This is a genomic window from Lysobacter zhanggongensis, from assembly GCF_046638635.1.
Lineage (GTDB): Bacteria > Pseudomonadota > Gammaproteobacteria > Xanthomonadales > Xanthomonadaceae > Novilysobacter > Novilysobacter luteus.
This window is the reverse complement of record NZ_JBJXHK010000019.1, coordinates 11,700-35,451: the sequence shown is the minus strand read 5'-3', so window position 1 is coordinate 35,451 and position 23,752 is coordinate 11,700. Positions and strand designations below refer to the sequence as shown.

The following is a 23,752-nucleotide window of genomic DNA, read 5'->3' as shown; positions in this document are numbered from 1 at the left end:
GCGGCACGGGCGTGCGTGGATCCGCTCACCAGCGTGCGCCCACCACGCGTGGCTCCGGTTCCAGCGCGATGCCGAAGCGATCGTGTACCGAGCCGGCGATGCGCCGGGCGAGGTCGAACAGCTGGCGCCCGCTGGCCGCCCCGTGGTTGACCAGCACCAGGGCATGCGACGCCGCCACGCCGGCGTCACCGTCGCGGTGGCCTTTCCAGCCGCAGGCATCGATCAACCATGCGGCCGAGAGCTTGCGGGTGGCATCGTCGCCGCCGCCGAAGACCGGCAGGCGGGGATGTGCGTCGGCCAGTGCCAGGGCCTGCCCGGCCGGCACGATCGGATTCTTGAAGAAGCTGCCGGCGTTGCCGAGCACGGCCGGGTCGGGCAGCTTGCGGCGACGGATCGCGATGACCGCGTCGGCAACCTGCCGTGACGTGGGGGCGGTGATCCCGCTCGCGGCGATCTCGTCGCCCAGGCCGGCGTAGTCGAGCCGCGGCGCGCGCTGGCGCGGCAGGGCGAACTCGACGGCGGTGACAACGAAGCGGTCCGGGTCCTGCTTGAACAGGCTGTCGCGGTAGCCGAACGCGCAGGCGTCGGCGTCCAGCCGCAGCCAGCGGCTTGTCGCCGGCTCGAACGCTTCGACCGCGTGGACGAACTCGCGCACTTCCACGCCGTAGGCGCCAATGTTCTGGATCGGCGCGGCACCCACCGTGCCCGGGATCAGGGCGAGGTTCTCGAGCCCACACAGGCCGCGGTCGAGTGTGTCCAGCACGAAGGCGTGCCACTGGACGCCGGCATCGGCACGCACGATGGCGCGGTCGCCGTCGTCGACCACGCGGATGTTGCGTCCGGTCAGCGCCAGCAGCGGCTGGACCGGGTCGGCGACGAACAGCAGGTTGCTGCCACCGCCCAGGACCAGCGGCGACCGGCCCGCGAACTCGGGGCCGGACAACAGGCCGGGCAGGGCACTGGCGTCCTGGACCTCGGCCAGCAGCGGCGCGCTCGCGGCAACGCCGAACGTGTTGCGCGCCTGCAGGGGAGCGTTGTGGAAGAGGCGGAGCGGTTCGCTCATGCGACCGGCGGAACCGGGCCGCGGCTGGGCGCGAACTTGCGGCGGCGGATCGCCTCCACGCACTCGCGCACGAGCCCCGGGCCGCGGTAGACCAGGCCCGAGTAGCACTGCACCAGGCTCGCGCCGGCGGCCATCTTGGTGACCGCGTCGGCGCCCGACAGGATCCCGCCGACCCCGATCAGCGGGATCGACTCCGGCAGGCGCGTGCGCATCATCCGCAGCACCGTGGTTGACTGGCCCATCAGCGGTCGGCCGGACAAGCCGCCGGTTTCATCCGCGTGCGGCGCGCCCTCGATGGCCACGCGCGACACGGTGGTGTTGGTCGCGATGACGCCGTCGACCTCCAGCTCGGTCAGCACCCGCGCGCACGCCTCGATGTCGGCTTCCGACAGGTCGGGCGCGATCTTCACCAGCATCGGGATGCGTCGACCGTGCTTGGCGCCCAGCCGCTCCTGCTCCTCGCGCAGAGTGCCGACCAGGCGCCGGAGCAGCTGCTCTTCCTGCAGCTCGCGCAGGCCGGCGGTATTGGGCGAGGAGATGTTGACCGTCACGTAGTCCGCCAGCGGATACACCCGCGACAGGCAGTACATGTAGTCGCCCTCGGCGATCTCGTTGGGCGTTTCCCTGTTCTTGCCGATGTTGATGCCCAGCAGGGCACCGCGTCGCTCGGCCTTCTCGACGTTGCGCACCAGCGCGTCGACCCCGGCATTGTTGAAGCCCAGCCGATTGATGACGCCTTCCTGGGCGGGAAGCCGGAACATCCGCGGCTTCGGGTTGCCCGCCTGCGGGCGCGGGGTGACCGTGCCGATCTCGACGAAGCCGAAGCCGAGCGCCATCAGCGAATCGATGTGCGCGCCGTCCTTGTCGAGCCCGGCAGCCAGGCCGACCGGGTTCGGAAAATCCAGCCCGAACACGCGCGTCGGGAGCGGCTCGGGGCGTCGCGCCAGCAGCGCGCCAAGGCCGCTTGCATGGGCCTTGTCGAGCATCTTCAGGCTGAGGTCGTGCGCCTGTTCGGCGTCGAGCCGGAACAGCCAGGGCCGGGCGAGTGCGTACATGCTCAGCCCACGGCCGAGGCGACGGCCAACAGTGCCACCAGCCCGCCGAAGAACAGCACCGCGGCCAGCACGCCGATGATCGCCAGCGCCATCATCGAGTAGCCGAGCACCAGCCCGGCGATGGCCAGGCCATCACCGTCGACGGCACCGGGTGCGCGCCTGACCTCGGCGCGCGCGAGGTGTCCGGTGATCACCGCCACCAGGCTTCCGACCAGCGGCAGCAGGGTCCACCCCAGCAGGCCGAAGACCAGGCTGACGATGGCCAGCACGCTGGTCTGCCGGCCAACCGCCGGCGCGGCCGGTGGCGGTGGGGGCAATGGCGGAGGGGTGGGATCGCTCATCGCCCGGTTCTCCTTACAGGTCGAACTTGATGCCCTGGGCCAGCGGCAGTTCGTCGGAGTAGTTGATGGTGTTGGTCTGGCGGCGCATGTACGCACGCCATGCATCCGAGCCCGACTCGCGGCCGCCGCCGGTCTCCTTCTCGCCGCCGAACGCGCCGCCGATCTCTGCGCCGGAGGTGCCGATGTTGACGTTGGCGATGCCGCAGTCCGAACCGCGCACCGACAGGAACTGCTCGGCAGCCTTCAGGTTCTGGGTGAAGATCGCCGACGACAGGCCCTGCGGCACGTCGTTCTGCATGTCGATGGCTTCGTCCAGGTCGCTGAACTTCATCACGTACAGGATCGGCGCGAAGGTCTCGGTCTGGACGACTTCGGAATCGTTGGCCAAGCCGGTGATGATCGTCGGCAGCACGAAGTTGCCCTTGCGATCCACCGCTGCGCCGCCGGTCTCGACCTTGCCACCGGCCGCCTTGGCCTTCTCGATCGCGGTCAGGTACGCCTGCACGCCATCCTTGCTGTTGAGGGGGCCCATCAGGTTGGCCGGGTCCATCGGGTCGCCGGTCTTGCCTTCGACCTGCTTGTACGCCGTAACCAGCTTGGCCAGCACGTCGTCGTAGATCGACTCGTGGATGAAGGCGCGGCGGGTGGTGGTGCAGCGCTGGCCGGCGGTGCCGACCGCGCCGAACACGATCGCCGGGATCGCAAGCTTCAGGTCGGCGGTGGCGTCGACGATCATCGCGTTGTTGCCGCCCAGCTCCAGCAGCGAGCGGCCCATGCGCTTGGCGACGCGCTCGCCGACGTGGCGGCCGACCTTGGTCGAGCCGGTGAAGCTGACAAGGGCGATGCGCTTGTCGTCGACGAAGGTCTGGGCCAGGTCAGTGCCGGCGTCGTTGAACAGGAAGAAGATGTCCGGGAAGCCGCCCTTCTTCAGCGCCTCGTTGCAGATCCGGACCGACGCGATGGCCGACAGCGGGGTCTTGGGCGAGGGCTTCCAGATGCAGATGTCGCCGCAGGCGGCCGCGACCAGCGCGTTCCACGCCCACACCGCGACCGGGAAGTTGAAGGCCGAGATGATCCCGACGATGCCCAACGGGTGCCACTGCTCGTACATCCGGTGGCCGGGGCGCTCGGAATGCATGGTGAGGCCGTAGAGCTGGCGCGACAGGCCGACGGCGAACTCGCCGATGTCGATCATCTCCTGGACTTCACCGTCGCCCTCGGGCTTGGACTTGCCCATTTCCAGCGCGACCAGCGAACCCAGCGCGTCCTTGTGTTCGCGCAGCGCGTCGGCGCACAGGCGCACGGCCTCGCCGCGGCGCGGGGCCGGGGTATTGCGCCAGACCTTGAAGGCGGCCTGGGCGCGCTCGACGATCTTCTCGTAGTCGGCCTGCGAGGACGCCTGGACCCGCGCCAGCACCTCGCCATCGGTCGGGTTGATCGGCTCGAGGATGCCGGCGTCGGCGGTCGTGGCCCATTCGCCATTGCCGAGGTAGGTGCCGGATTCGGTGCCGCTCAGGCCGAGTGCGGTGAGGACGGGGTGGGTCATCAAAAAACTCCTTGCGAAACGAATGAATGGCGACCCCGACACGATTCGAACGTGTGACCTTCCCCTTAGGAGGGGGACGCTCTATCCAGCTGAGCTACGGGGCCATCCGCACGATTATCGCAGAGACAGGCCCTGAAGACCTCCCCGCAATGGCCCCGTCGGCGCCCGGACGGCGCTGCCGGCGGGACCCCGTCAGCCTTCGAGCATCGGCTGGATGCGCTCCATGGTGGCCTGCAGCCGCGCCATGTGGCCCGATTCGCACAGCCGCACGAACATCCGGTCCAGCAGGTGCTGCAGGGCCGAGCGGTACAGCAGCGGTTCGATGTGGGCGCGGTCGTCATGGGCCGAGACCAGCAGCGAGAGGTCGGCGTGGGCGCGCAGGGGGTTTGAGTTATGGCGGGTGATGGTCACCACCGTCCCGCCACGCTCGCGGAACAGCCGTCCGATCTGGCACAGCGCCGGCTGTTTGCCGTGCTCGGAAAACACCAGCAGGACGTCGCCCGGGCCGGCGGCCGATACGCTGGCGGTCATGTGTGCGGTGTCGAAGTTGTGCACGGTGAGGATGCCCAGCAGTGACAGCCGCAGTGCGATCGCACGGGCGGGGATGTCGTCCTCGCCGAGGCCGATGATGAAGACCTTGCCCCCGGCCGACGCGCCCAGCAGGGCGGCGACCACCGCCTCGAGCAGCTCGGGCGGATTGATCGAGCGGGTTTCCTCCTCGGCCTGGCTTTTGCGCAGCCACAGCTCCATGCCGGCGTCCGGCGGCGGCGCGGGCGGAGCGCCTGTGTCGCGGGTGTCTTCGCCATTGTCGGCGCGTGCAATCGCCTCGCCGACCGAATATTTGAGGTCGGGATAGCCCTTGAAGCCCAACTTCTGGCAGAACTTGACGACGCTGGACTGGCTGATGCCCAGCGCGTTGGCCAATTGCTGCGACGAGTAGTCGCGCAGCAGCTGCGCGTTGTCGAGCACGAAGTCGGCGATGCGGCGCTCGATCGCCGACATGCGGTCGCGCTCGGCGCGGATCTTCAGCAGTGCGGACACGTCAGGCGGCCGCGCTGCCCGGTATCGGCTCGAGCCCGCGGATCTCACGGATGCCTAGCCCAGGCGCCTCGCTGACCGAGATCTCCGACTCGTTGAACGTGACCCCGCCCTCGACCGGATCGAACTGGCACAGCGACGGGCCGTCCAGGTCGATCTTGGTGATCACGTCGGCCTTGGCCACCGCTACGTGTACCGCTGCGGCGACGCTGATGCTCGATTCGAGCATGCAGCCGATCATGCACTCGACCTGGTGCAGCGCGGCGATGTCGGCGATCCGGATCGCGTTCGAAATACCGCCGGTCTTCATCAGCTTGATGTTGATGATGTCGGCCGCGCGCAGGTTGATCAGCTCGATCACCTCCATCGGGCCGAACACGCTCTCGTCGGCCATGATCGGGGTGTGCACCCGCTCGGTGACGTAGCGCATGCCCTCGAGGTCGCGGGCCTTGACCGGTTGCTCCACCAGCTCCAGCCGCACGCCGGCGTCCTCCAGGGTGGTGATCGCGTAGACCGCCTGCTTGGCGGTCCAGCCCTGGTTGGCGTCGAGGCGGAGCAGGGCGCGGCTCTCCACCGCGGCGTAGATCGCCTTGATGCGCTCGACGTCGACGCCGATGTCCTTGCCCACCTTGATCTTCAGCGAGTCGAAGCCGCGCTCCACCGCGCTGATGGAATCGGCCACCATCTTGTCGATGGTGTCCACGCTGATGGTGATATCGGTGGTGATGACCGGGTCGCCGCCGCCGAGCATCTTGTACAGCGGCGCGTTGTAGAGCTGGCCCCACAGGTCGTACACCGCGATCTCCACCGCCGCCTTGGCGCTGGAGTTCTTCTCCATCGAGGTCTGGATCAGCCGGGTGATGCGGTTGAGGTCGGCGATGTCCTCGCCGATGAGCCGCGGCGAGATGTAGTGCCGGATCGCGTCGACGATGGAGCCGTGGGTGTCGCCGGTGATCACGGCGGTGGCCGGTGCCTCGCCATAGCCGACCTGGCCTGAGTCGGTGTGCACCATGACCACGATGTCCTCGACCCGCTCGACGGTACGCAGCGCGGTCTTGAACGGCGTCTTGAGCGGTACCCGCAGCATGCCGAATTGGATGTCGGTGATCTTCATGGGTCGTGTGTCGTGTCCTGTTGGCGACGCGATCAGCGGGAAGGCGCGGTCGGCACGTGCGGGCGCACGATGCTGGTCATGCGATCCACGTAGCTTTCGGTCCGGTTGAACATCATCGGCAGCAGCGGCGTGACCGAGACCCCGTTGAGCGCCATGCTGCGCAGGCCGCCGTCGGCGTCGAGCACGCTGCCACCGTTGGTGTCGTGGATGACGTACGGGGCACCGTCGACGCGGCCGATGACCATCATCACGTGGCCGGGGATGTAGACCAGGTCGCCGACCTGCAGCTGGTCGACCGCCGCCATCCGGGTGGCACGGTCGTCGTCGGCGTCGAAAGTCACGTGTTCGAGCGCGGGGCTGACCGCCTGCGCACTGGTGTTGCGCGGCAGCTGGACGCCCATGCTGCGGTAGATCTCGGAGACGAACCCGCTGCAGTCGCGCGCGTTGTACGCGTGGCCCCAGCCGTAGCGTTCGCCGAGGAACTTGAACGACTGCGCGACCAGGTTGGCACGGGTCAGTGGCAGGTAGTCGGCGCTGCTGTCGGCGATGCGCGGCAACAGCGCCGGCGCGAAGCCGAGGCTGCCGTCCGCCTCGCGAACCGGCAAGCGGAGGACGTGCGCGGTGTAGGGGTGCTGGCCGTTGACCGGCTGGTCGGGCGGGGTGTCAGCCACCGGCACGCGCACGCCCATGTCGAGTTGCAGCTGCGAGACGCGTGGTTCCTGGCGGGTAAACACAGTGTGTTCGGTGGCGCCGGTGATGACGCGGTAGGGCGACGCGTCGACGTGGCCGAACACCGCCTCGGCGCTGCCTTCGGCCACGTGGCGTTTCTCGATCCATGCGGCGTAGCGCGGGCTGACGACGAACAGCCAGTCGCCGTCGGCGCTTTCGTGCGCGATCACCACCGGGGTGCCGGGGAACAGCGCGCTTTCCTGCAGCCGGTCGATATCGGTCTCGCCCGCGCGACTGAACATGCGCTGCGCGGTCGGGAAAGTGCGCAGTGCGGCGCGGTGCACCACGAGGCCGTGGCGCGTGCGCTGGCTCGCGGGGATGGCGTCTAGCGCGAGGTTGTCGACCATCGCATCCAGCACCGTGTCCGGCACCGGCCGGCCTTCGACGTCCCACCGTCCGCTGCTGGGACGCTCGGACAGGTCCTCGATCAAGGCGCGCACGGTGCCGGCATCCAACGTCCCGGGCAGTGCACGCAGGTCGTGCATCGAGCCGTCCAACGCCCATAGGCGGGTGTTCTGGGCCTGGATCGCGTTGCGGTCCATCAGCACGGCATCGGGCGTTTCCAGCCGCTCCAGCCAGAACGCCGGGGTCAGGTGCGCCGGCTGGATGCCGACGACGCCGTGTGCCGGGACGGCAGGGACCGGCTGCCTGGCGGCGAGCGGCTGGGCAACCAGCAACGCAAGCGCGAGGGCTGCGACGAACGGGTGCAGGCGATTCTTCATGGAGTGTCGGCGGCGCGCGCCGCCCAGGTGCGAAGGGCTGCCAACAGGATACGGGGCTGCCTCGCCGGTGAAGGCGAGGGCGCGGTCGCGCGAGTGGGTGGGTCCGGTCCCCAAGACGTCTTCCCCCATGTCGGTCATTTGTGCGCTGCGGAATACGCGATTCTTATATCACAGGAAACAGGAATAATTTATTGACCCGGTGCAAGTCGCGTGCTACACACCGTTCACGAATGGTTATCCGTAGGGGAAGCAACGGGTGAACTGGGTTCGGGATGTCACCGCCGCAAAACGAATCAGACCCCGCGCGGGACGCGGACTGATCGCCTGCGCCGCGTTCGTGGCCGCGGTGCTGGCGTTCGGAGCGGTCGCGGCCGACCCGGGCACTCCCGCTGGGAACCAGCGGCTGGATTCCGTCGTGTCGATGGTGGATAGCGACAGGTTCAAGGCGGCCGAAACCGCGATCGACGCCGCACTTGCCGACCCGGCACTCACTGTCGCTGACCGCGATGCGCTGCTGTTCCAGCGCGAGCGCATGCGTCGCATCCTGATCGACTTCCGGCTCGACGAGGCCGAAGTGCTCTCCCGGCTGCGCAAGGCGATCCCCGACCTGGGCGACGCGGAGTTCGCCCGCTGGAAGGCGGCCAACCTGATTGAACACCGGGTGATCGACGGGCGCACGCTGTATTTCGCGCGCGCGGTGCCCAACCTGTTCCGCCTCAGCCCTGAAGCGGCCGCGCGCCGCGCCGATCCAGCACCCTTCAGCGAAGGGCCGATGGAGTCTCCCAATGCCCACCACGCGGCTGTCGTCGAGGCCGCCCGCGAGACGGGGCAGGCCAGCGTGCTGCCGCGGCGGGTGCAGGTCACCCAGTCGATCACGGTCGACGCGGACGCGGTGCCCGCCGGCGAGACGGTCCGGGCGTGGATCCCGTTTCCGCGCGACATCCCCGGCCAGCAGCAGGACATCCGCCTGCTTGGAAGCATCCCGGCAGAAGCCACTGTCGCACCTGAGCCGACCGCGCAACGTACCGTTTACATGGAACAGGTGGCTCGCGCGGGCGAGCCGACCGAGTTCTCCATCGACTACGAACTGACGCTGTTGGCCCAGCGCCACGCCATCGACCCGGACAAGGTGGTCCCGGCCCCGGCGACCGCCGAGCTGGCCGCGCACCTGGGCGAGCGCCCGCCGCACATCGTGTTCACCCCGGCGCTGCGTGCGTTCTCCGAGAAGGTCGTTAACGGCGAGACCAACCCGTACCGGATCGCGCAGAAGCTGTTCGCCGCGGTCGACGACATTCCGTGGGCCGGTGCGCGCGAGTACTCGACAATTACCAATATCAGCGACTACGCGCTGCACGCCGGCCACGCCGACTGCGGCCAGCAGACGCTGCTGCTGATGGCATTGCTGCGCTTCAACGGCATCCCGGCGCGCTGGCAGTCGGGCATGGTCTATTCCGACGGCGACTACTGGAACCTGCACGACTGGGGCTGGATGTACCTGGCACCGTACGGCTGGGTGCCGATGGACGTGACCACCGGCCGGTTCGAAGGCGCGACCGCCGACAGTGGTGCCGACCTGGAATGGTTCTACCTGGGTGGCCTGGATGCCTACCGGATCGCCTTCAACGATGACTACGGCACCGGGTTTGTCCCGGCCAAGCAGCATTTCCGTTCCGAGACCGTCGACTCCCAGCGGGGCGAGGTCGAGTGGGACGGCGGCAACCTGTACTTCGACCAGTGGGACTACGACTTCGAAGCACGGATCCTGCCCGACACCGCCAGGACGGCGCGCAGCAACGACTGAATCACTTCGATCAATCCACGCGACGGCCCTGCCAAGCGCAGGCCGATCACCGACCAGAACGCCGGAGGGGGCATGAAGAACAGGAACCTGCACAGAAGCGCGCTTTCGATCGCCATGGGGCTCTGCCTCGCGGCACTGACGCCGGTGGCGATGGCCCAGGACGGCGCGGTGGTGGGCGTGTCCGAGGCGGGCGCCCAGGTCACCGTGCGCAATCCCCAGACCGGCTTCAGCCGCACGGTCACCGCCGATGCCAGCGGCAACTACCGGTTCTCGTACCTGCCGGTGGGTACGTACGAGTTGCAGGCCAGCGCCAATGGCGAGCCCGTCGGCGAACCGGTGCAGGTGCGCGTCGGCCTCGGCAGTGCGACCTACGTCGGCGCCAGCGACGACGTCACCAGCCTCGGCGCGGTGCAGGTGATCGGGTCGCGGGTCATCAATGCGGTCGACGTCAGTTCCACCGAATCGGCCACCAACGTCACCGCCGAACAGATCGAGCGGCTGCCGGTCGAGCGGAACGTCAGCTCGGTGGCACTGCTGGCGCCGGGCGTGGCCGGTGGCAGCGCCGGCTTCGGCGGCATCTCGTTCGGCGGCTCGTCCGTGGCGGAGAACGCGTTCTACGTCAACGGCCTCAACGTTACCGACTTCTATAACCGCATCGGCTTTTCCGAGGCGCCGTTCGACTTCTACGAGGAGTTCCAGGTCAAGACCGGTGGCTACTCGGTCGAATTCGGCCGGACCACCGGCGGTGTCGTCAACGCGGTCGCCAAGTCGGGCACCAACGAGTTCCATTCCGGCGGCAAGGTCGTACTCGGCCCGCGCGAGTGGGAGTCTTCCCGGCGCGACAGCTACTTCGAGGGCGAGCGCTACCTCACCCGCAGCCACGACACCACCGACTCGACCCGGATGAACATCTGGGCCTCGGGACCGCTGGTGCAGGACCGCCTGTTCTTCTTCGCGATGTACGAGGGCCGCCAGGTCGAGCCCGAGAGCACCAACAACGTCGGCACCAGCTTCACCCGCGGGACCTCCGACGACGGGTTCTGGGGCGCGACCATGGACTGGCAGGTCACCGACAACAACCTGCTCAGCCTGATGGCGTTCTCCAACGAGAACCGCCTCGACAGCAGCACCTACGCCTACGACTTCGACACCGATGAGATCGGCGACAAGATCAGCGACCGCTACACCGAGGCGGGCGGCACCAACTGGGCGCTGACCTGGACCTCGTACCTCACCGACAACCTGTCGATGAAGGTCCTGCACGGCCAGACCGAGCGCAAGGACATCGGCGCGTCGCCCAACGACGCCACCTGCAACTTCGTCTCCGCCGGCACCGGCGTGCCGGATCCCGGCGTGCCGCTGGGCTGCACCAGCAACCTCAGCATCTACGACCGGCTCGACGAGCGCGAGCAGACGCGCGTGGACTTCGAATGGTCGCTGGGCGACCACCGCCTGCGCTTCGGCCTGGACCGAGAGAGCAACACCTCCGACCTCAGCCAGGCCTATTCGGGCCCGGGCGGCATCCAGTACGGCGTCACCGCGACCACGCCCGGCGCGCAGATCCCCGACGCGGGCATCGTCCCGGACGGTTACTTCGCCTACGTCCGTGCGCGCCAGTACGAGATCTTCGGCAACTTCGAGTCGACCAACAACGCGTGGTACATCGAGGACAACTGGTCGGTCACCGACGACCTGGTGCTCAACATGGGCATCCGCAACGAGGCCTTCGACAACAAGGACGGCCTGGGCGCGACCTACATCGAGATGGACGACATGTGGTCGCCGCGGCTTGGCTTCTCGTGGGACGTCCGTGGCGACGGCACCACCAAGCTGTTCGGCAACGTCGGCCGCTACTTCCTGCCGGTCGCCAACGTCATCAACATCAAGCAGGGTGGCGCGCTGCTCGACGCGCGGACGTTCTACGGCTTCGAGGGCTGGGAGATCCGCGAGCACAACGGGGTTGAGTACGCGTTCCCGATCCTTGGCGAGCAGTTCGGCTTCGACAACAGCCAGGGTGACGGCACCGTCGGTGACCTGCGCGCCGAGGTCGACGCCGACATGGACCAGGTCTACCAGGACGAGCTGATCCTCGGCTTCCAGCAGCAGCTCAGCCAGGCGTGGTCGTGGGGCGTGCGCGGCATCTACCGCAAGCTCAACAACGCCATCGACGACATCAACATCACCGCCACGCATTGCGGGCGGGTCGGCAGCAGCTGGGTGATGGCCAACCCGGGCGAGGAGCTGACGATCTGGGGCGACACCGACTGCGACGGCGTCGATGACGGTTACCTCACCATCGACACCGCGCAGGCGGGGTACTGGACCGAGGCCGACAACTACGTCTACACCGACGGCGAATGGGAGTACGTCGACTCCACGCCGACCGGCCAGCGCGGCTGGGTCAAGCCGCGGCGCACCTACAAGGCGCTGGAGTTCCAGGTCGACCGCGCGTGGGACGAGAAGTGGATGTTCAATGGCTCGTACACGCTGTCGTGGAACGAGGGCAACGCCGAGGGGCCGGTCAACACCGATACCAACTTCGGCGATACCGGTCGCACCGAGAACTTCGACGACCCGTTCGTCAACCTCGACGGCTACGGCCCGCTGGCCAACGACCACCGCCACCAGATCAAGCTCCGCGGCACCTACGCGGTGACCGACAACTGGCGCGTGGGCGCCACGGTCGATGCCAAGTCCGGCGGCCCGATCACCGCGTTCGGTGTCGGCAACCCGTACAACTGGAAGAGCTACCACAGCTACTACCTGTGCGTTGAGAACTGCACCCGTCCGACCGATGCCGAGGAAGGCGATACCTGGAGCACCGCAGACCGCGTGTTCGAGCATTCGCCCCGTGGCGACGCCGGCCGGATGCCGTGGACCGTTGATATCGGCGCGAGCGTGACCTACCAGCGCTCGTTCGGCCTGGCCGACTTCCAGGCCAAGCTGGCGGTCTACAACCTGCTCAACGACCAGAAGCCGATCTGGGTCTACCAGGAGCTCGAGCCCGGCGTCGGCAGCCGCGACCCGTACTTCGGCCAGGAGCGCTTCCTGCAGTCCCCGCGCTATGCACAGCTGACGCTGTCCCTGTCGTACTGAGCCTCACCCCCTTGGCGGCCTGCAGCGGCGGGCCGCCATCTTTTTTCGCGGGCAACGGCCACGTGGCCGGTCCGCCCAGGAGGCCGAGCCTGCGATGAGACCGTTCCTTCCGCTGTGCGCACTCGCGCTGGCGTTGTCATGCGATGCCCGGGCTGCCGACCCGTTGACCATCGACACCCACGTCGACATCCCGGCCGACTACATGCGCGACGCGCGCTTTGACGTCGGCACCGACACCGCGCTGAAGGTGGACCTGGGCAAGATGGAGCGCGGCGGCCTCGATGCGGCCTTCTTCGTGATCTATGTCGAGCAGGGCCCGCGCACGCCGGAGGGTTACACCGAGGCGATCGCACAGGCGGAGCGCAAGTACTCGGCCATTGAGACGATGCTCGAGCGCTACCCCGACCGGATCCGGCTGGCCACGACGCCGGCGCAGGTGCGCGCCAACCACGAGGCCGGCGTGCTGTCGGCCATGATCGGGATCGAGAACGGCTACTCGCTCGGCCTCGACATCGGCAATCTCGACGCCGCCTACCGTCGGGGCGCGCGTTATATCGGACTCACCCACACCGGGCACAACGACCTGTGCACGAGTTCGGGTGCCCGACCGGAGTTCGGCGATGTTCCAGCGGGCGACGTTGGCCTGAGCCCATTCGGGCGCGAGGTGGTGCGGCGCGCGAACGCGTTGGGGATGATGGTCGACGTCTCGCATGCGTCGGATGCGTGCGTGCGCGATGTCCTGGCGTTGTCCGCGGCCCCCGTGATTGCATCGCATTCCTCGGCGCGGGCACTGGCCGACCATCCGCGCAACCTCGATGACTCCCTGCTGCGCGCGATCGGCGCGCAGGGCGGGGTGGTGCAGGTGGTCGCCTACACCTACTTCCTGAAGCTCGACCCGGCCCGCGAAGCGGCCGAGGCGGCACTGCAGGCGCAGGTCGCGCGCGAAGCGGGGGCTGACGGGTTCGACAGCGAGCTGCACGAGCACCTGCCGGCATACGTTGCCGGCGTGGCGCGGATCGAACAGGAGCACCCGATCGCCACGCTGGAAGACTATCTGGACCACATCGAGCACGTGGTGGATGTTGCGGGGATCGACCACGTCGGGATTGCGTCGGACTTCGACGGCGGAGGTGGCATCACCGGGTGGATGGATGCTACCGAGACCGCCAACGTCACCGACGGCCTGCGTCGACGTGGTTTCGACGACACGCAGATCGCACAGCTGTGGGGCGGCAACCTGCTGCGCGTCTGGCAGCAGGCCGCCGACCTCGGCCAGGCCCGCGGCGCGATGGGGTTCTATGACCGCGTGGTCGACGACGTGATGGCGCACTACGACCTGCCCGGGCTGGCGCTGGGCGTGATCGAGAACGGCGAAGTGGTCTACCGCGGCACCCGCGGCGAGACCGTTGCCGGATCAGGCGAGGCGGTGGATACGGACACGCTGTTCAAGATCGCATCCAACACCAAGGCGATGACCGCCGCGGTGCTCGCGCGGCTGGTCAACGCCGGCAAGCTGCGGTGGGACGACCCGGTGGTCAAGCACCTGCCGCAGTTCCGCATGCACGACGCATGGGTCACCCGCGAGATCCAGGTGCGGGACCTGCTGATCCACAACGCCGGCCTGCGCGAAGGCGCCGGCGACCTGATGCTGTGGCCCGAGCCGAACCACTTCACCCGCGACGACATCCTCGCCGGCCTGGCGCACCTCCAGCCGCAGCAGAGTTTCCGCTCGGGCTACGCGTACGACAACCTGCTGTACGTGGTCGCCGGCGAAGTGGCCGCCGCGGCTGGCGGCGCTTCGTACGAGGAGCTGGTGCGACGCGAGGTGTTCGCGCCGCTGGGCCTGACGCGCTGTCGCGTGGGTGCGTTCGACCGGGAAGCGACGGGCAACGTGGCCCAGCCGCATACCCGTGTCGATGCGGGCAACGTGGCCATGCGGCTCGACCCGCCCCAGGTCCCGGCCATCACGTCGGCGGCCGCCGGGGGCATCCGCTGCAGCCTCGACGACATGCTGGCGTGGGCCGGCAACTGGCTGGCGCCGACGCCTGCGCATCTGGCGTGGCTGCCGGCGGAGCAACGCCTGCCACTGTGGACGGCGCATACGCCGATGCCGGTCTCCCAGCGACGCCGCGATTGGGACGACACCCACTTTTACGCCTACGGCTATGGCTGGCGCCTGGCCGATGTCGACGGGGAGTGGAGCGTGTCGCACACCGGCACGCTGGGTGGCATGTATTCGCAGTTGCACCTGCTGCCTGACCTCGACAGCGGCTTCGTGTTCATGATCAACGGCGATGCCGACGAGGCGCGCACGGTGCTGAACCAGGTGCTGGTCGAACACCTGACGCCGGATGGGGAAGGGCGGGACCTCGGCGCGGTCGTTGCCGCGCTGCAGGCCCGGCAATCAGGCGCCGATGCCGCCGTCGTCGTGCCTGACACCTCGTCCCGCCAGCCGGCTTCGGCCGCCGGGATGGCACCGTGGCTCGGCACCTGGCGCGACCCGTGGTTTGGCGACGTCACGATCTGCGCGGTCGACGACCGCGTGGCGTTCCGTTCGGCCAAGTCGCCGCGCCTGAGCGGCGACCTGATGCGCGTGGGCGACCGCTACCTGGTCGACTGGCACGCCGATCATGCCGAAGCCTGGGCCCATTTCAGCCAGGAGGCCGGCACCCGCCGGCTGGGGATGGCCAAGGTCGATCCCGATGCGGACTTCAGTTACGACTACGAAGACCTCGCGTTCGTCCGTACCGGTGACTGTGCCGGGCCATCGGCGAGTGGAGGCTAGGGCGATGCGTGCATCCGTCACTCTGCTTGCGTCCGCCGCCCTGGTGGCCGGTTGCACTACCTCCGCCGAGCGTATCGCCCATGTCGACGCGGTCATGGAGCGTTACGCCGGTACCGTCCCCGGCGCATCGGTGCTGGTGCTGCATGACGGCCAGCCCGCGATCCGCCGAGCCTGGGGCATGTCCGACCTCGAGTCCGGCATGCAGGCGGCGCCGTCGACCAACTACCGGCTTGCATCGGTCAGCAAGCAGTTCACGGCCGCGGCGATCCTGCTGCTCGCCGAGGACGGACGGCTGGAGATCGAGGATCCGGTCCGCACGTGGCTGCCGTCGCTACCCGAAGCCACCGCACCGGTCACGATCCACCACGTGTTGAGCCACACCTCCGGGCTGGTGGACTACGAGGACGTCATCCCGGAATCGATGACCTGGCAGTTGCGCGACGCCGACGTGCTAAGGCTGCTCGAGTCGCAGGACCGCACCTATTTCGCGCCCGGCAGCGACTACCGGTACAGCAACAGCGGCTATGCGCTGCTAGCACTGATCGTGGAGCGGGCGTCCGGGCAGGATTTCCCGACCTTCCTGCGCGAGCGGATCTTCCTGCCGCTGGGCATGGCCAACACCCTGGCGTACGTGCGCGAGGGACCCCCGGTGCCCAACCGCGCCTGGGGCTACAGCCTGGTCGACGGCGCCTGGCAACGCACCGACCAGAGCCAGACCAGCGCGGTGCTGGGCGACGGCGGCATCTACTCCTCGATCGAGGACCTCGCCCGCTGGGACGCGGCCTTGTACGACGACCGCCTGCTTTCGCGCACCTCGCGCGCGCTGGCGTTCACCCCTGCCACGGCGACCGACGACCCGACGGTTGAATACGGCTACGGGTGGCGCATTACCGGCCAGCGTCTGTGGCATTCGGGCGAGACCATGGGCTTCCGCAACGTGCTGGTGCGCTGGCCCGAGCAGCGGCTCACGGTGATCGTGCTGACCAACCGCAACGACCCCGAGCCCTACCGGATGGCGCTGGACATCGCCGAACCCTGGTTGCGCGACTGACGCAGGCGGCCCGCGCCCCGGCGGGCCGGTGGTATCCTCGCGCCGCTGGCCTGTACGCGCCGGCATGGATGCAGGACCACCAAACGGATTTGGTTGAACCGCCATGGACTGGACTTTCCCCGACGTGCCGCCGGCGCTCGCCCGCGCACTGCCCGTGCACGACACCCGCCTCATCGAACTCGACCTGCCCGCCGCCGGGCCGGGCGTTCGATTGATGGCCGAACGATTCACCGGTCATGAGGCGGTCTGCGCCGATTTCCGGTTCGAGATCGATTGCCTGTCCGGGTCGGCCGCGTTCGAACCGACCACGCTGATCGGCCAACCGCTGTCGCTGTGGTTGCAGGTGGCCGACGGCCGGCGCCGATACTGGCACGGCTACTGCACGCGGGTGGCCTCGCTGGGCAGCGATGGCGGGCTGTCGAGGCACCGGCTCACGATGGAGCCTTGGACCGCGCTGCTGCGGCTGCGGCGCAATGCGCTGGTTTTCCAGGACCTCGATGCGCTCGGCGTGGTGGAACGCATCCTCGATGACTACCCGCATGCGGCGCTGAAGGTCGACGTGACCCGGTCGCTGCCGGTCCGCCCGATCACCACGCAGTACCGCGAGAGTGACCACGCCTTCGTGTTCCGTCTGCTGGCCGACGCCGGACTGGCGTGGCGCTTCGACCACGTGCAGGGCGAGGCCGGTGCGAGCGAAGCCAGCCACGCGCTGGTGGTGTTCGATCGCGATGCCGAGGCACCGGAGGCGACGCCTGCCGTGTTGCGTTTCCACCGCACCGACATCGCCGAGTCGGAGGACGCGATCAGCCATTTCACCGCGCAGCGGCAGATCACCGCCAACGGGTTCACCACGGCGAGTTGGGACCCCGCCCAGGTCGAGGCGGTGTCGGCCGCAGTATCCGGTGACGCCGCAGGGCCACACGTCCCGACGCTGGAGGTCTACACGGTGCCGCGCAGTGGGCGATTCGCCACCCGCGACGACGCCGAGCGCCAAGCCGCCCTGCGGCTGGACGCGCTGCGCCTGCCGCAGGTCCTGCACCACGGCTCCGGCAGCGGACGAGGCCTCGCCCCCGGCATGGCATTCACCCTGGCCGGGCATCCGGGCCTGTCCGGCGAGCGGTTCGTGCCACTGGCGGTCGAGCACGTCGCGGCCAACAACCTGGGCAGTGGTATCGCCCCATTGCTGGGCCACGCCGAACTGGAGCGCGGCAGTTATCGCAATCGTTTCGTCGCCGTGCCGCTGGGGACGGCCATCGTGCCGGTGTCGCGTCCCCGGCCGACTGCCCCGGGCGCCCAGACCGCACGCGTCGTCGGGCTGCCGGGCAGCAGCGTCACCAGCACCCGCGACCACCAGGTCCGTATCCAGTTCCCCTGGCAGCGCGGCATAGCACCCAGCCGCGGGGGGCTGACGGATACCGGTTCCACCGCGAATCCGGGCGGTCACGCGCCCGGCGACGACACCTCCGGCACGTGGGTGCGGGTGGCCGAGTGGCAGGCCGGCCCCAATTGGGGCTCCCACCTGTTGCCGCGGGTCGGCAGCGAAGTCCTCGTCGAATTCATGCACGGCGACATCGATCAGCCCGTCATCACCGGCCAGCTCTACAACGGCGAGGTCGCCCCACCGTTCGCGCTCGCCGAGGGCAGCAACCACCGCGGCAGCCTGTCGGGACTGCACAGCCAGTCGCACGATGGCAGCGGCACCCAGCAATGGGTGATCGACGACGCCACCGGCCAGCTGCGCCAGCGCCTGCATACCAGCCTGGCCGACAGCCGTCTGGAGCTCGGCTATCTGGTCGAGCACCGCAACGATTCGCGGGGCCGCTACCGCGGCGAAGGTTTCGAACTGGCCACCCTGGGTTGGGCCAACTTGCGGGCGGGCGAGGGCATGCTGCTGTCGACGACGGCGCGACCGGCCGCGACCTCGACCCAGCTCGACATCGCCGAGGCCGTCAGCCAGCTGAAGGGTGCCGTTCGCACGGCGCAGCGACTGGGCGACGCCGCGGAAGCAGCGGGCATCGAGACGTCGGACACAAACGCGTGTCAGGCCGACCTGATCCGCCTCATCGACCCGCAGCAGGACGGTCGACACGCCGCCACCGTCAACGGCCAGCCTGCCACCAAGCCGGCGAACGGCCAGCGTGACGGCGGCGACCCCGTCGAGCGGTTCGCCGCGCCCGTCCTGATCGCCGAATCGCCCGACGCCGTCGCGCTTGCAACTCCGGCCAGTGCGGTTGCCTACGCCGGCGGCCATACCCACCTGACCGCCCAGCAGGACGCCCACCTCGCCGCCGGCCACACGATCGCCGGCGTCAGCGGCGGCAACGTCGCCCTCTTTGCACAGCGCGGCCCGATCAAGGCCATCGCGGGCAACGGTCCGTTGAGCCTCCAGGCCCACGATGGCCCCTTGGAGGTGCTCGCCGACAGCAGCGTCACGGTGACCGCCAACGACGACCGGATCGATGTCCTCGCCAAGAGCCGCATCGTCCTCCAGGCGGGCCAGGCGGAAATCGTGCTCGACGGCGGCGACATCACCTTCAAATGCCCAGGCACCTTCACCGTGAAGGCGGGGCAGGTGCCGATGAAGGAGGGAGCACGGATCAGTGTCCAGTTGCCGGTGCTACCTAGGAAGTGATCTACCGAAAGCGCTATTGGGAGCCCAAGGGGTTCTGCGATATCGATGACCCATCTGTTGCCCTGATGATCTACGACTGGAGCATCACATCGGGCAAGGCGGTGCGGGAGGTCCAGAAGGTACTGGTTGAGAACTTCGGCGCCGAGATAACGACCGACAATGTGATGGGCAGTCGCACGATTGAAGCCATCAACAGCGTCAGTGATCAGAATGCGCTTGTGCAAGAACTCGCCAGTGCTCGCAAGTCGTATTACGAGTCGCTGACCTTCAATCGTGACGGTACGCGGAATCACAACCTACGATTTCTCAAGGGCTGGACCAACCGGGTGGATCGCTGCCTGGAGACAACGCGATGAACAACCCTGTCAAGGTGGCTGTGGCGGTCGCCGCCGCGCTGGCGGGATGCGGCCTGGCCGGCGGCGGTCTCAACGGTGCTCCGCCCAGTGACCTCGCGGGTGTGTGGGAGGTCGTGACCATTCATTCCGGTCGAGACACCCCGTACTCCGTCCTGACCATCGAATCGCGCGTGCGGGGGGATGAAGTTTCGGGCAGATACTGTTTCATCCTGGACTACGGAAACCGGATCGATTGCGACCCGGAGTCTGGAGAAAATTTCCAGGGTCGGCTTTCCGGGAACGGCCGTAGCGCACACGTATCGTTTCAGTCCTTCTTCGGCGGGGGACCCGGCCAAGCGACTTTGAACCTCAGGGATAGCGTTCTGCTCTGGACGGTTACCGTCACACCTGACGGTGGTCTCTATCCCGGTCCCATGCAGGCAAAGCTCCTTCCGGTGAGCCGAGCCGGGGATTGACCCGTGGTGCCAGCGAACGTCGAGGAATTGAATGTATGCAGGCTTGGCATACGCTCCACAGGTGCGATCGTACGAGCCGGCGAAGTCGTGAAATCGAGGCGGTCGATCGTGCCGTTGACACTCCTGCTCTTGAGCAGTTGCGCAACGGACCGAGCTGCTTTGGGCTACGTCGGCGGATGCGGCGGAGCTGAGCGTGCTTACTTCTCCTGCCGGATCGACGCGGGACAGGTTGCTGCTCTGTGCCGTGCGCCTGGCGGCCCCGTGCTTTTCCGCCTGACGCACTCGATGCGCCGCGACGTCGTATTCGAGGACGGGATCGATGCCGAGTTCCACTACAACCGTTTCACCAGAGCACGGGCGACCCACGAGGAGGTCAGCTTTGCGGCCGGGGATCGCCAGTACACAATCTTCAACTATGACGATGCCGATTTCGGACCCGCTCGCGCTGGCATTTCGGCGCTCGATTCCCGCCGAGGGAGCGCGCGTCCAACGGAAACCTGTACCGACGCAGCGCGTTCGGAGTTGCATCTGCTGGAAGGACAACTGCCGTGCGACCACGAGAGCGCACTTGGCTGCCGGCAGCCGTGAGCTAAGTCGGACACCTGTTGCGACACAGGACATGCTGGCGGGCACCCACAAAAAAGCCCCGCACGAGGCGGGGCTTTTTCAGGATGTCGTGGTGGAGCGGAGGGGGATCGAACCCCTGACCTTCGCGATGCGAACGCGACGCTCTCCCAGCTGAGCTACCGCCCCACGAGGCGGCAATTCTAGCGGCCCGGGCGCAGCCGCGCCAGCCCCCGGGCCGGCGGTCAATGGTCGAGCAAGGGTGCCAGCGTCGGCTCCAGCAACTCGCGGCGCCATCCCGACAACGCATCGGGCCACTCACCGTGATCGAGCAGGGCTTCCAGGTAGCGGCGCGAGGCCAGCAGGCCATCGGGCAGGCCCAGCTCGGCGCTGCGTGCGGCGACGGCGCTCTGCAACTGGCGTACGCGCTCCTTGTCCCGCTTCTCGGCAATGCGGCTGTCGGGAGCGTGTGCTTCGTCGTCAAGGGGCGTGGTCAGCGCGCGCCAGATGGCATCCCCAAGCTTCCGCGGGGCCTTGGGGTAGGCATCGAGTTGCGACTGCAGCGTGGCCCGGTCGGCCGGGGCATTGCGTGCCAAGGCGATCGCCAGTTCGTTGTCGAGGATCCAGCTGCGCGGCCGGTCGCTGTCGCGGGCGTGGGCATCGCGCCAGCGCAGCAACCGGATCAACCGGCGCTGGCCGTCGAGGTCGAGGAACTGGGCGGTACGCATCGACAGGTGCGGCCAACGCTCGGCGCTCTCGTTCTCCGCGTTCGCCACGGTGCGGGTCGCGTCGTCTTCCAGCCAGTCGCGCCGGTCCAGCTGGCCCAGCATGCCGTCGAGCACGTCGTGCATTTCGAACAGGTGCCGCACGTCGTCGGCGGCATATTCCAGCTGGGCGGGGGAGAGCGGTCGACGCAGCCAGTCGGAGCGGGTTTCGCCCTTGGCGAGGGCAACGCCGGTGAGTTGCTCGACCAGCTTCTGGTAGCCCAGACCGCCGCCGACGCCCGCGAGCGCGGCCGCGAGCTGGGTGTCGAAAAGCGGCTTCGGGACGACATTGCACGCGCGCTTGAAGGCGACCAGGTCCTCGCTCGGGCTGTGCATCACCTTGAGGATCGACGTGTCGGCCAGGATCGATGCCAACGCATCGGTAATACCGGGAGCGAGGGTATCGACCAGCAGGATTTCCAGCCCCGCGTCGCCTTCCAGGGCGATCTGCACCAGTGCCAGTTGCGGCCAGTACGTCCGCTCCCGGATGAACTCGGTGTCCATCGCGATGCGGCGCGGGCGTCGGGAGAAGCGGGCGGCGAGAACGGCAGGGTCGGTGACCCACTCGGGCGTGGGGTGGGCGGTCGAATCTGGGTTTGGCACGTGGGTACGGGTCGGAAACGGACGAAGTTGCCCCGGCGGGCGACAATAGCCTACTTTCGGCGGGCCCTTCAGGGGGCCGACCGCCAGCAGGAGGACGATTGCGCGCACCAGCACCAGCAAGGCGTTTCGCCGGACGAACGAGCCCGGGCGCAGGCCTGCGGTGCGCGCTGGTGGCTGCGTGGCTGGTCCTGCTGGTCGCATGCTCGGGGGATCGCGGCGATGACGCGGCAGAGCCGGACGTCGCCGCGGAGGCCGGTGGCGAGCGTGCCCCGATCGTTGCGGTGGGCCCCCGGCAGGAGGTCGCGCCGGTGCCCGAGTGGGAATCGCCGGCGGTCGAGGTTGACGATAGCGACGTCGAAGCAACGAAGGCCCGGGCCGCCGAGGCGCTGGAGGCCGGCGACCTGTTCGGCGATGCCGACGACGCGATCCCGTTGTACCTGGCATTGTCTCGCCACCTGCCGGACGACCCGGACGTGGCGACCGGGCTCGAACGCGCCCGCGGTGCCCTGATCGAGCAGGGCAACGCCGCACTCGCGGCGATCGACGAAGACCGCGAGGCGCTGGGGCATGCCCGTCAGGTCGGCGCGGTGGCGCGCGAACTCGCGCCTTCCGATCCCGCGGTGGAAACCTACCTCGCCACGGTCGAGCAGGCGGTGCAGGCTGAACAGGCCAACCTGCGGGGCGAGCAGGCGCTCAACCAGCGCCGGTTCGGCATCGACGTTGACGGTGGCAGTGACAGCGATGGTGCGGTCGCGCAGTTCCGGGCCGCACTCGAGCTCAGGCCAGGCGACGCCCGTGCGCAGCAAGGGCTGGCAGCGACCGAAAGCGCGATCATCCGGCAGGCCGAATTGGCGGCCGAGCGGGATGACTACGACGCGGCGACCCGATGGCTGGATCGCGCCGCACAGGTCCGGCCCGGCCTGGAGACCGTCGACCAGGCGCGCCTGCGTTTGGCCAGGCATCGCGGCGCCCGCGTGCGTGAGCTGCGTGACCTCGGCGTGGCGGCACTAGCCAACGGCGCCGACATCGACACCGCGCGCGAACACTTGGCCGAACTGTTGCGCATCGCGCCACCGGGCGATTCGGCGGCGGTCGACCTGCGTGAGCGGATCGAGATGGCCACGCACTACGGTCTGTTCCGGCCCGGCCAGGCATTCACCGAAGCGCTCGACCGGGCGGGTCGCGGACCGGAGATGGTGGTGATTCCCCACGGCGCATTCCGCATGGGCGCCGCCGACGGCGAACGCGATGCCAGCGACGCCGAACAGCCGACCCGCACGATCCGGTTCGAGCGGGGCCTTGCGGTGTCGCGCAACGAGGTCACGGTGGGCGAGTTCCGCCAGTTCATCACCGCCACCGGCTACGAGCCGCGCGCGACCCGGCGCGGCTATTCGACCGCTTACGACGAGCGCAGCGGCAACCTGGTCCGGCGCAGCGGCGTGGACTGGCGCTCGGACTACGCCGGCAAGCCGGCCGCCGACCACCTGCCGGTGGTGCACGTCAGTGCTCACGACGCCGACGCCTACGCGCGATGGCTTTCGGAACAGACCGGCCACACCTACCGGCTGCCGACCGAGGCCGAGTTCGAGTACATGCTCCGCGCCGGCAGCCAGGGCCGCTTTCCCTGGGGTGATGGCGCGCCGCCGGAGGGGACTGGCAACTTCACTGGTGGCGGCGACACCTCGCCCAGTGGCCGGCAGTGGCGCAACGCGTTCAAGGGACTCGACGATGGCGCGTGGGGTCCTGCGCCGGTGCGCTCGTACCGGGCCAATGCATTCGGCCTTCACGATGTGCCGGGCAATGTCAGCGAGTGGGTGGCCGACTGCTGGCATGACAGCTACCGGCGCGCACCCGCCGACGGCAGGGCCTGGTTCAATCCGGGCTGCAGGACGCGGGTGGTGCGGGGTGGTTCGTGGGCCAGTTCGCCGGCGCAGACCCGCTCGGCATGGCGGCTGGGCAGCGATGCCAACACCACGAATGCGCGCGTCGGCTTCCGCGTCGTACGCGAAATCTGAAGGACAGTCATGCGCCCTCACC

17 protein-coding genes and 2 tRNA genes are annotated in these 23,752 nt (G+C 68.5%); 9 read left to right on the top strand and 10 right to left on the bottom strand.

Annotation, left to right across the window (positions count from 1 at the left end; all coding sequences use genetic code 11):
• Positions 1-25 precede the first annotated feature (25 nt).
• The 8 genes from murB to ACKVMH_RS05275 form a co-directional block, all read right to left on the bottom strand.
• On the bottom strand, positions 26-1,063 hold the full coding sequence (murB, locus tag ACKVMH_RS05310) for a UDP-N-acetylmuramate dehydrogenase (protein ID WP_412699515.1): 1,038 nt from the start codon (positions 1,061-1,063) through the stop codon (positions 26-28).
• A complete protein-coding gene (locus ACKVMH_RS05305) occupies positions 1,060-2,118 on the bottom strand; it encodes a quinone-dependent dihydroorotate dehydrogenase (protein ID WP_215219954.1) in 1,059 nt (352 codons plus the stop codon). Before ACKVMH_RS05305 ends, murB begins: the two co-directional genes overlap by 4 nt.
• 2 nt (positions 2,119-2,120) lie before the next feature.
• Positions 2,121-2,459, bottom strand: a complete 339-nt coding sequence (locus tag ACKVMH_RS05300; RefSeq protein WP_412699514.1) for a DUF4190 domain-containing protein — start codon at positions 2,457-2,459, stop codon at positions 2,121-2,123.
• A gap of 13 nt (positions 2,460-2,472) precedes the next feature.
• Complete coding sequence (gene amaB / locus ACKVMH_RS05295; protein WP_215219956.1) at positions 2,473-4,005, bottom strand: L-piperidine-6-carboxylate dehydrogenase; 1,533 nt, start codon at positions 4,003-4,005, stop codon at positions 2,473-2,475.
• A gap of 27 nt (positions 4,006-4,032) precedes the next feature.
• Positions 4,033-4,109 (bottom strand) — tRNA-Arg (locus tag ACKVMH_RS05290).
• Positions 4,110-4,197: 88 nt separating this feature from the next.
• Positions 4,198-5,046 carry a MurR/RpiR family transcriptional regulator gene (locus ACKVMH_RS05285; protein ID WP_215219957.1) on the bottom strand — a complete coding sequence of 283 codons (849 nt, stop codon included), beginning with the start codon at positions 5,044-5,046 and terminating at the stop codon, positions 4,198-4,200.
• A 1-nt stretch (position 5,047) separates the two neighbouring features.
• Entirely contained in the window at positions 5,048-6,157 is a 1,110-nt protein-coding gene (locus tag ACKVMH_RS05280) for a dipeptide epimerase (protein WP_215219958.1), read from the bottom strand.
• A 32-nt stretch (positions 6,158-6,189) separates the two neighbouring features.
• Complete coding sequence (locus ACKVMH_RS05275) at positions 6,190-7,608, bottom strand: C40 family peptidase (protein WP_412699513.1); 1,419 nt, start codon at positions 7,606-7,608, stop codon at positions 6,190-6,192.
• Positions 7,609-8,029: 421 nt separating this feature from the next.
• On the opposite strand from ACKVMH_RS05275, the gene ACKVMH_RS05270 reads away from it, so the two are divergent.
• The 8 genes from ACKVMH_RS05270 (at position 8,030) to ACKVMH_RS05235 (ending at position 20,372) form a co-directional block, all read left to right on the top strand.
• A complete protein-coding gene (locus tag ACKVMH_RS05270; protein WP_412699519.1) occupies positions 8,030-9,409 on the top strand; it encodes a transglutaminase-like domain-containing protein in 1,380 nt (459 codons plus the stop codon).
• Positions 9,410-9,481: 72 nt separating this feature from the next.
• Complete coding sequence (locus ACKVMH_RS05265) at positions 9,482-12,505, top strand: TonB-dependent receptor (RefSeq protein ID WP_215219960.1); 3,024 nt, start codon at positions 9,482-9,484, stop codon at positions 12,503-12,505.
• A 94-nt stretch (positions 12,506-12,599) separates the two neighbouring features.
• Complete coding sequence (locus ACKVMH_RS05260; RefSeq protein ID WP_412699512.1) at positions 12,600-15,290, top strand: membrane dipeptidase; 2,691 nt, start codon at positions 12,600-12,602, stop codon at positions 15,288-15,290.
• A 4-nt stretch (positions 15,291-15,294) separates the two neighbouring features.
• The gene (locus ACKVMH_RS05255; protein WP_412699511.1) at positions 15,295-16,341 is read left to right on the top strand and encodes a serine hydrolase domain-containing protein; all 1,047 of its coding nucleotides are present in this window, start codon (positions 15,295-15,297) and stop codon (positions 16,339-16,341) included.
• Positions 16,342-16,444: 103 nt separating this feature from the next.
• Positions 16,445-18,973 carry a type VI secretion system Vgr family protein gene (locus ACKVMH_RS05250; RefSeq protein ID WP_412699510.1) on the top strand — a complete coding sequence of 843 codons (2,529 nt, stop codon included), beginning with the start codon at positions 16,445-16,447 and terminating at the stop codon, positions 18,971-18,973.
• Positions 18,970-19,329, top strand: coding sequence for a putative peptidoglycan-binding domain-containing protein (locus ACKVMH_RS05245; RefSeq protein WP_412699509.1), 360 nt, complete (start codon positions 18,970-18,972; stop codon positions 19,327-19,329). The genes ACKVMH_RS05250 and ACKVMH_RS05245 overlap by 4 nt, the downstream gene beginning before the upstream one ends.
• Positions 19,326-19,784 carry a hypothetical protein gene (locus ACKVMH_RS05240; RefSeq protein WP_412699508.1) on the top strand — a complete coding sequence of 153 codons (459 nt, stop codon included), beginning with the start codon at positions 19,326-19,328 and terminating at the stop codon, positions 19,782-19,784. Before ACKVMH_RS05245 ends, ACKVMH_RS05240 begins: the two co-directional genes overlap by 4 nt.
• Positions 19,785-20,045: 261 nt before the next feature.
• Positions 20,046-20,372: a hypothetical protein gene (locus ACKVMH_RS05235; protein ID WP_412699507.1), complete on the top strand. Its 327-nt coding sequence runs from the start codon at positions 20,046-20,048 to the stop codon at positions 20,370-20,372.
• A gap of 89 nt (positions 20,373-20,461) precedes the next feature.
• Here ACKVMH_RS05235 and ACKVMH_RS05230 read toward each other — a convergent pair.
• Positions 20,462-20,537 (bottom strand) — tRNA-Ala (locus tag ACKVMH_RS05230).
• Positions 20,538-20,593: 56 nt separating this feature from the next.
• Positions 20,594-21,715, bottom strand: a complete 1,122-nt coding sequence (rnd, locus tag ACKVMH_RS05225) for a ribonuclease D (RefSeq protein WP_412699506.1) — start codon at positions 21,713-21,715, stop codon at positions 20,594-20,596.
• 170 nt (positions 21,716-21,885) lie between these two features.
• Here rnd and ACKVMH_RS05220 point away from each other — a divergent pair, with 170 nt between their 5' ends.
• Positions 21,886-23,730 carry an SUMF1/EgtB/PvdO family nonheme iron enzyme gene (locus ACKVMH_RS05220; RefSeq protein WP_412699505.1) on the top strand — a complete coding sequence of 615 codons (1,845 nt, stop codon included), beginning with the start codon at positions 21,886-21,888 and terminating at the stop codon, positions 23,728-23,730.
• Positions 23,731-23,752 lie beyond the last annotated feature (22 nt).

Excerpts from the sequence above, each read along its gene's own strand:
- ACKVMH_RS05260 (WP_412699512.1), top strand. The coding sequence starts at position 12,600 with ATGAGACCGTTCCTTCCGCTGTGCGCACTCGCGCTGGCGTTGTCATGC.
- ACKVMH_RS05300 (WP_412699514.1), bottom strand. The coding sequence starts at position 2,459 with ATGAGCGATCCCACCCCTCCGCCATTGCCCCCACCGCCACCGGCCGCG.
- amaB (WP_215219956.1), bottom strand. The coding sequence starts at position 4,005 with ATGACCCACCCCGTCCTCACCGCACTCGGCCTGAGCGGCACCGAATCC.
- ACKVMH_RS05250 (WP_412699510.1), top strand. The coding sequence starts at position 16,445 with ATGGACTGGACTTTCCCCGACGTGCCGCCGGCGCTCGCCCGCGCACTG.
- ACKVMH_RS05280 (WP_215219958.1), bottom strand. The coding sequence starts at position 6,157 with ATGAAGATCACCGACATCCAATTCGGCATGCTGCGGGTACCGCTCAAG.
- ACKVMH_RS05270 (WP_412699519.1), top strand. The coding sequence starts at position 8,030 with ATGGTGGATAGCGACAGGTTCAAGGCGGCCGAAACCGCGATCGACGCC.
- ACKVMH_RS05275 (WP_412699513.1), bottom strand. The coding sequence starts at position 7,608 with ATGAAGAATCGCCTGCACCCGTTCGTCGCAGCCCTCGCGCTTGCGTTG.
- ACKVMH_RS05265 (WP_215219960.1), top strand. The coding sequence starts at position 9,482 with ATGAAGAACAGGAACCTGCACAGAAGCGCGCTTTCGATCGCCATGGGG.
- murB (WP_412699515.1), bottom strand. The coding sequence starts at position 1,063 with ATGAGCGAACCGCTCCGCCTCTTCCACAACGCTCCCCTGCAGGCGCGC.
- ACKVMH_RS05305 (WP_215219954.1), bottom strand. The coding sequence starts at position 2,118 with ATGTACGCACTCGCCCGGCCCTGGCTGTTCCGGCTCGACGCCGAACAG.
- ACKVMH_RS05240 (WP_412699508.1), top strand. The coding sequence starts at position 19,326 with ATGAACAACCCTGTCAAGGTGGCTGTGGCGGTCGCCGCCGCGCTGGCG.
- ACKVMH_RS05255 (WP_412699511.1), top strand. The coding sequence starts at position 15,295 with ATGCGTGCATCCGTCACTCTGCTTGCGTCCGCCGCCCTGGTGGCCGGT.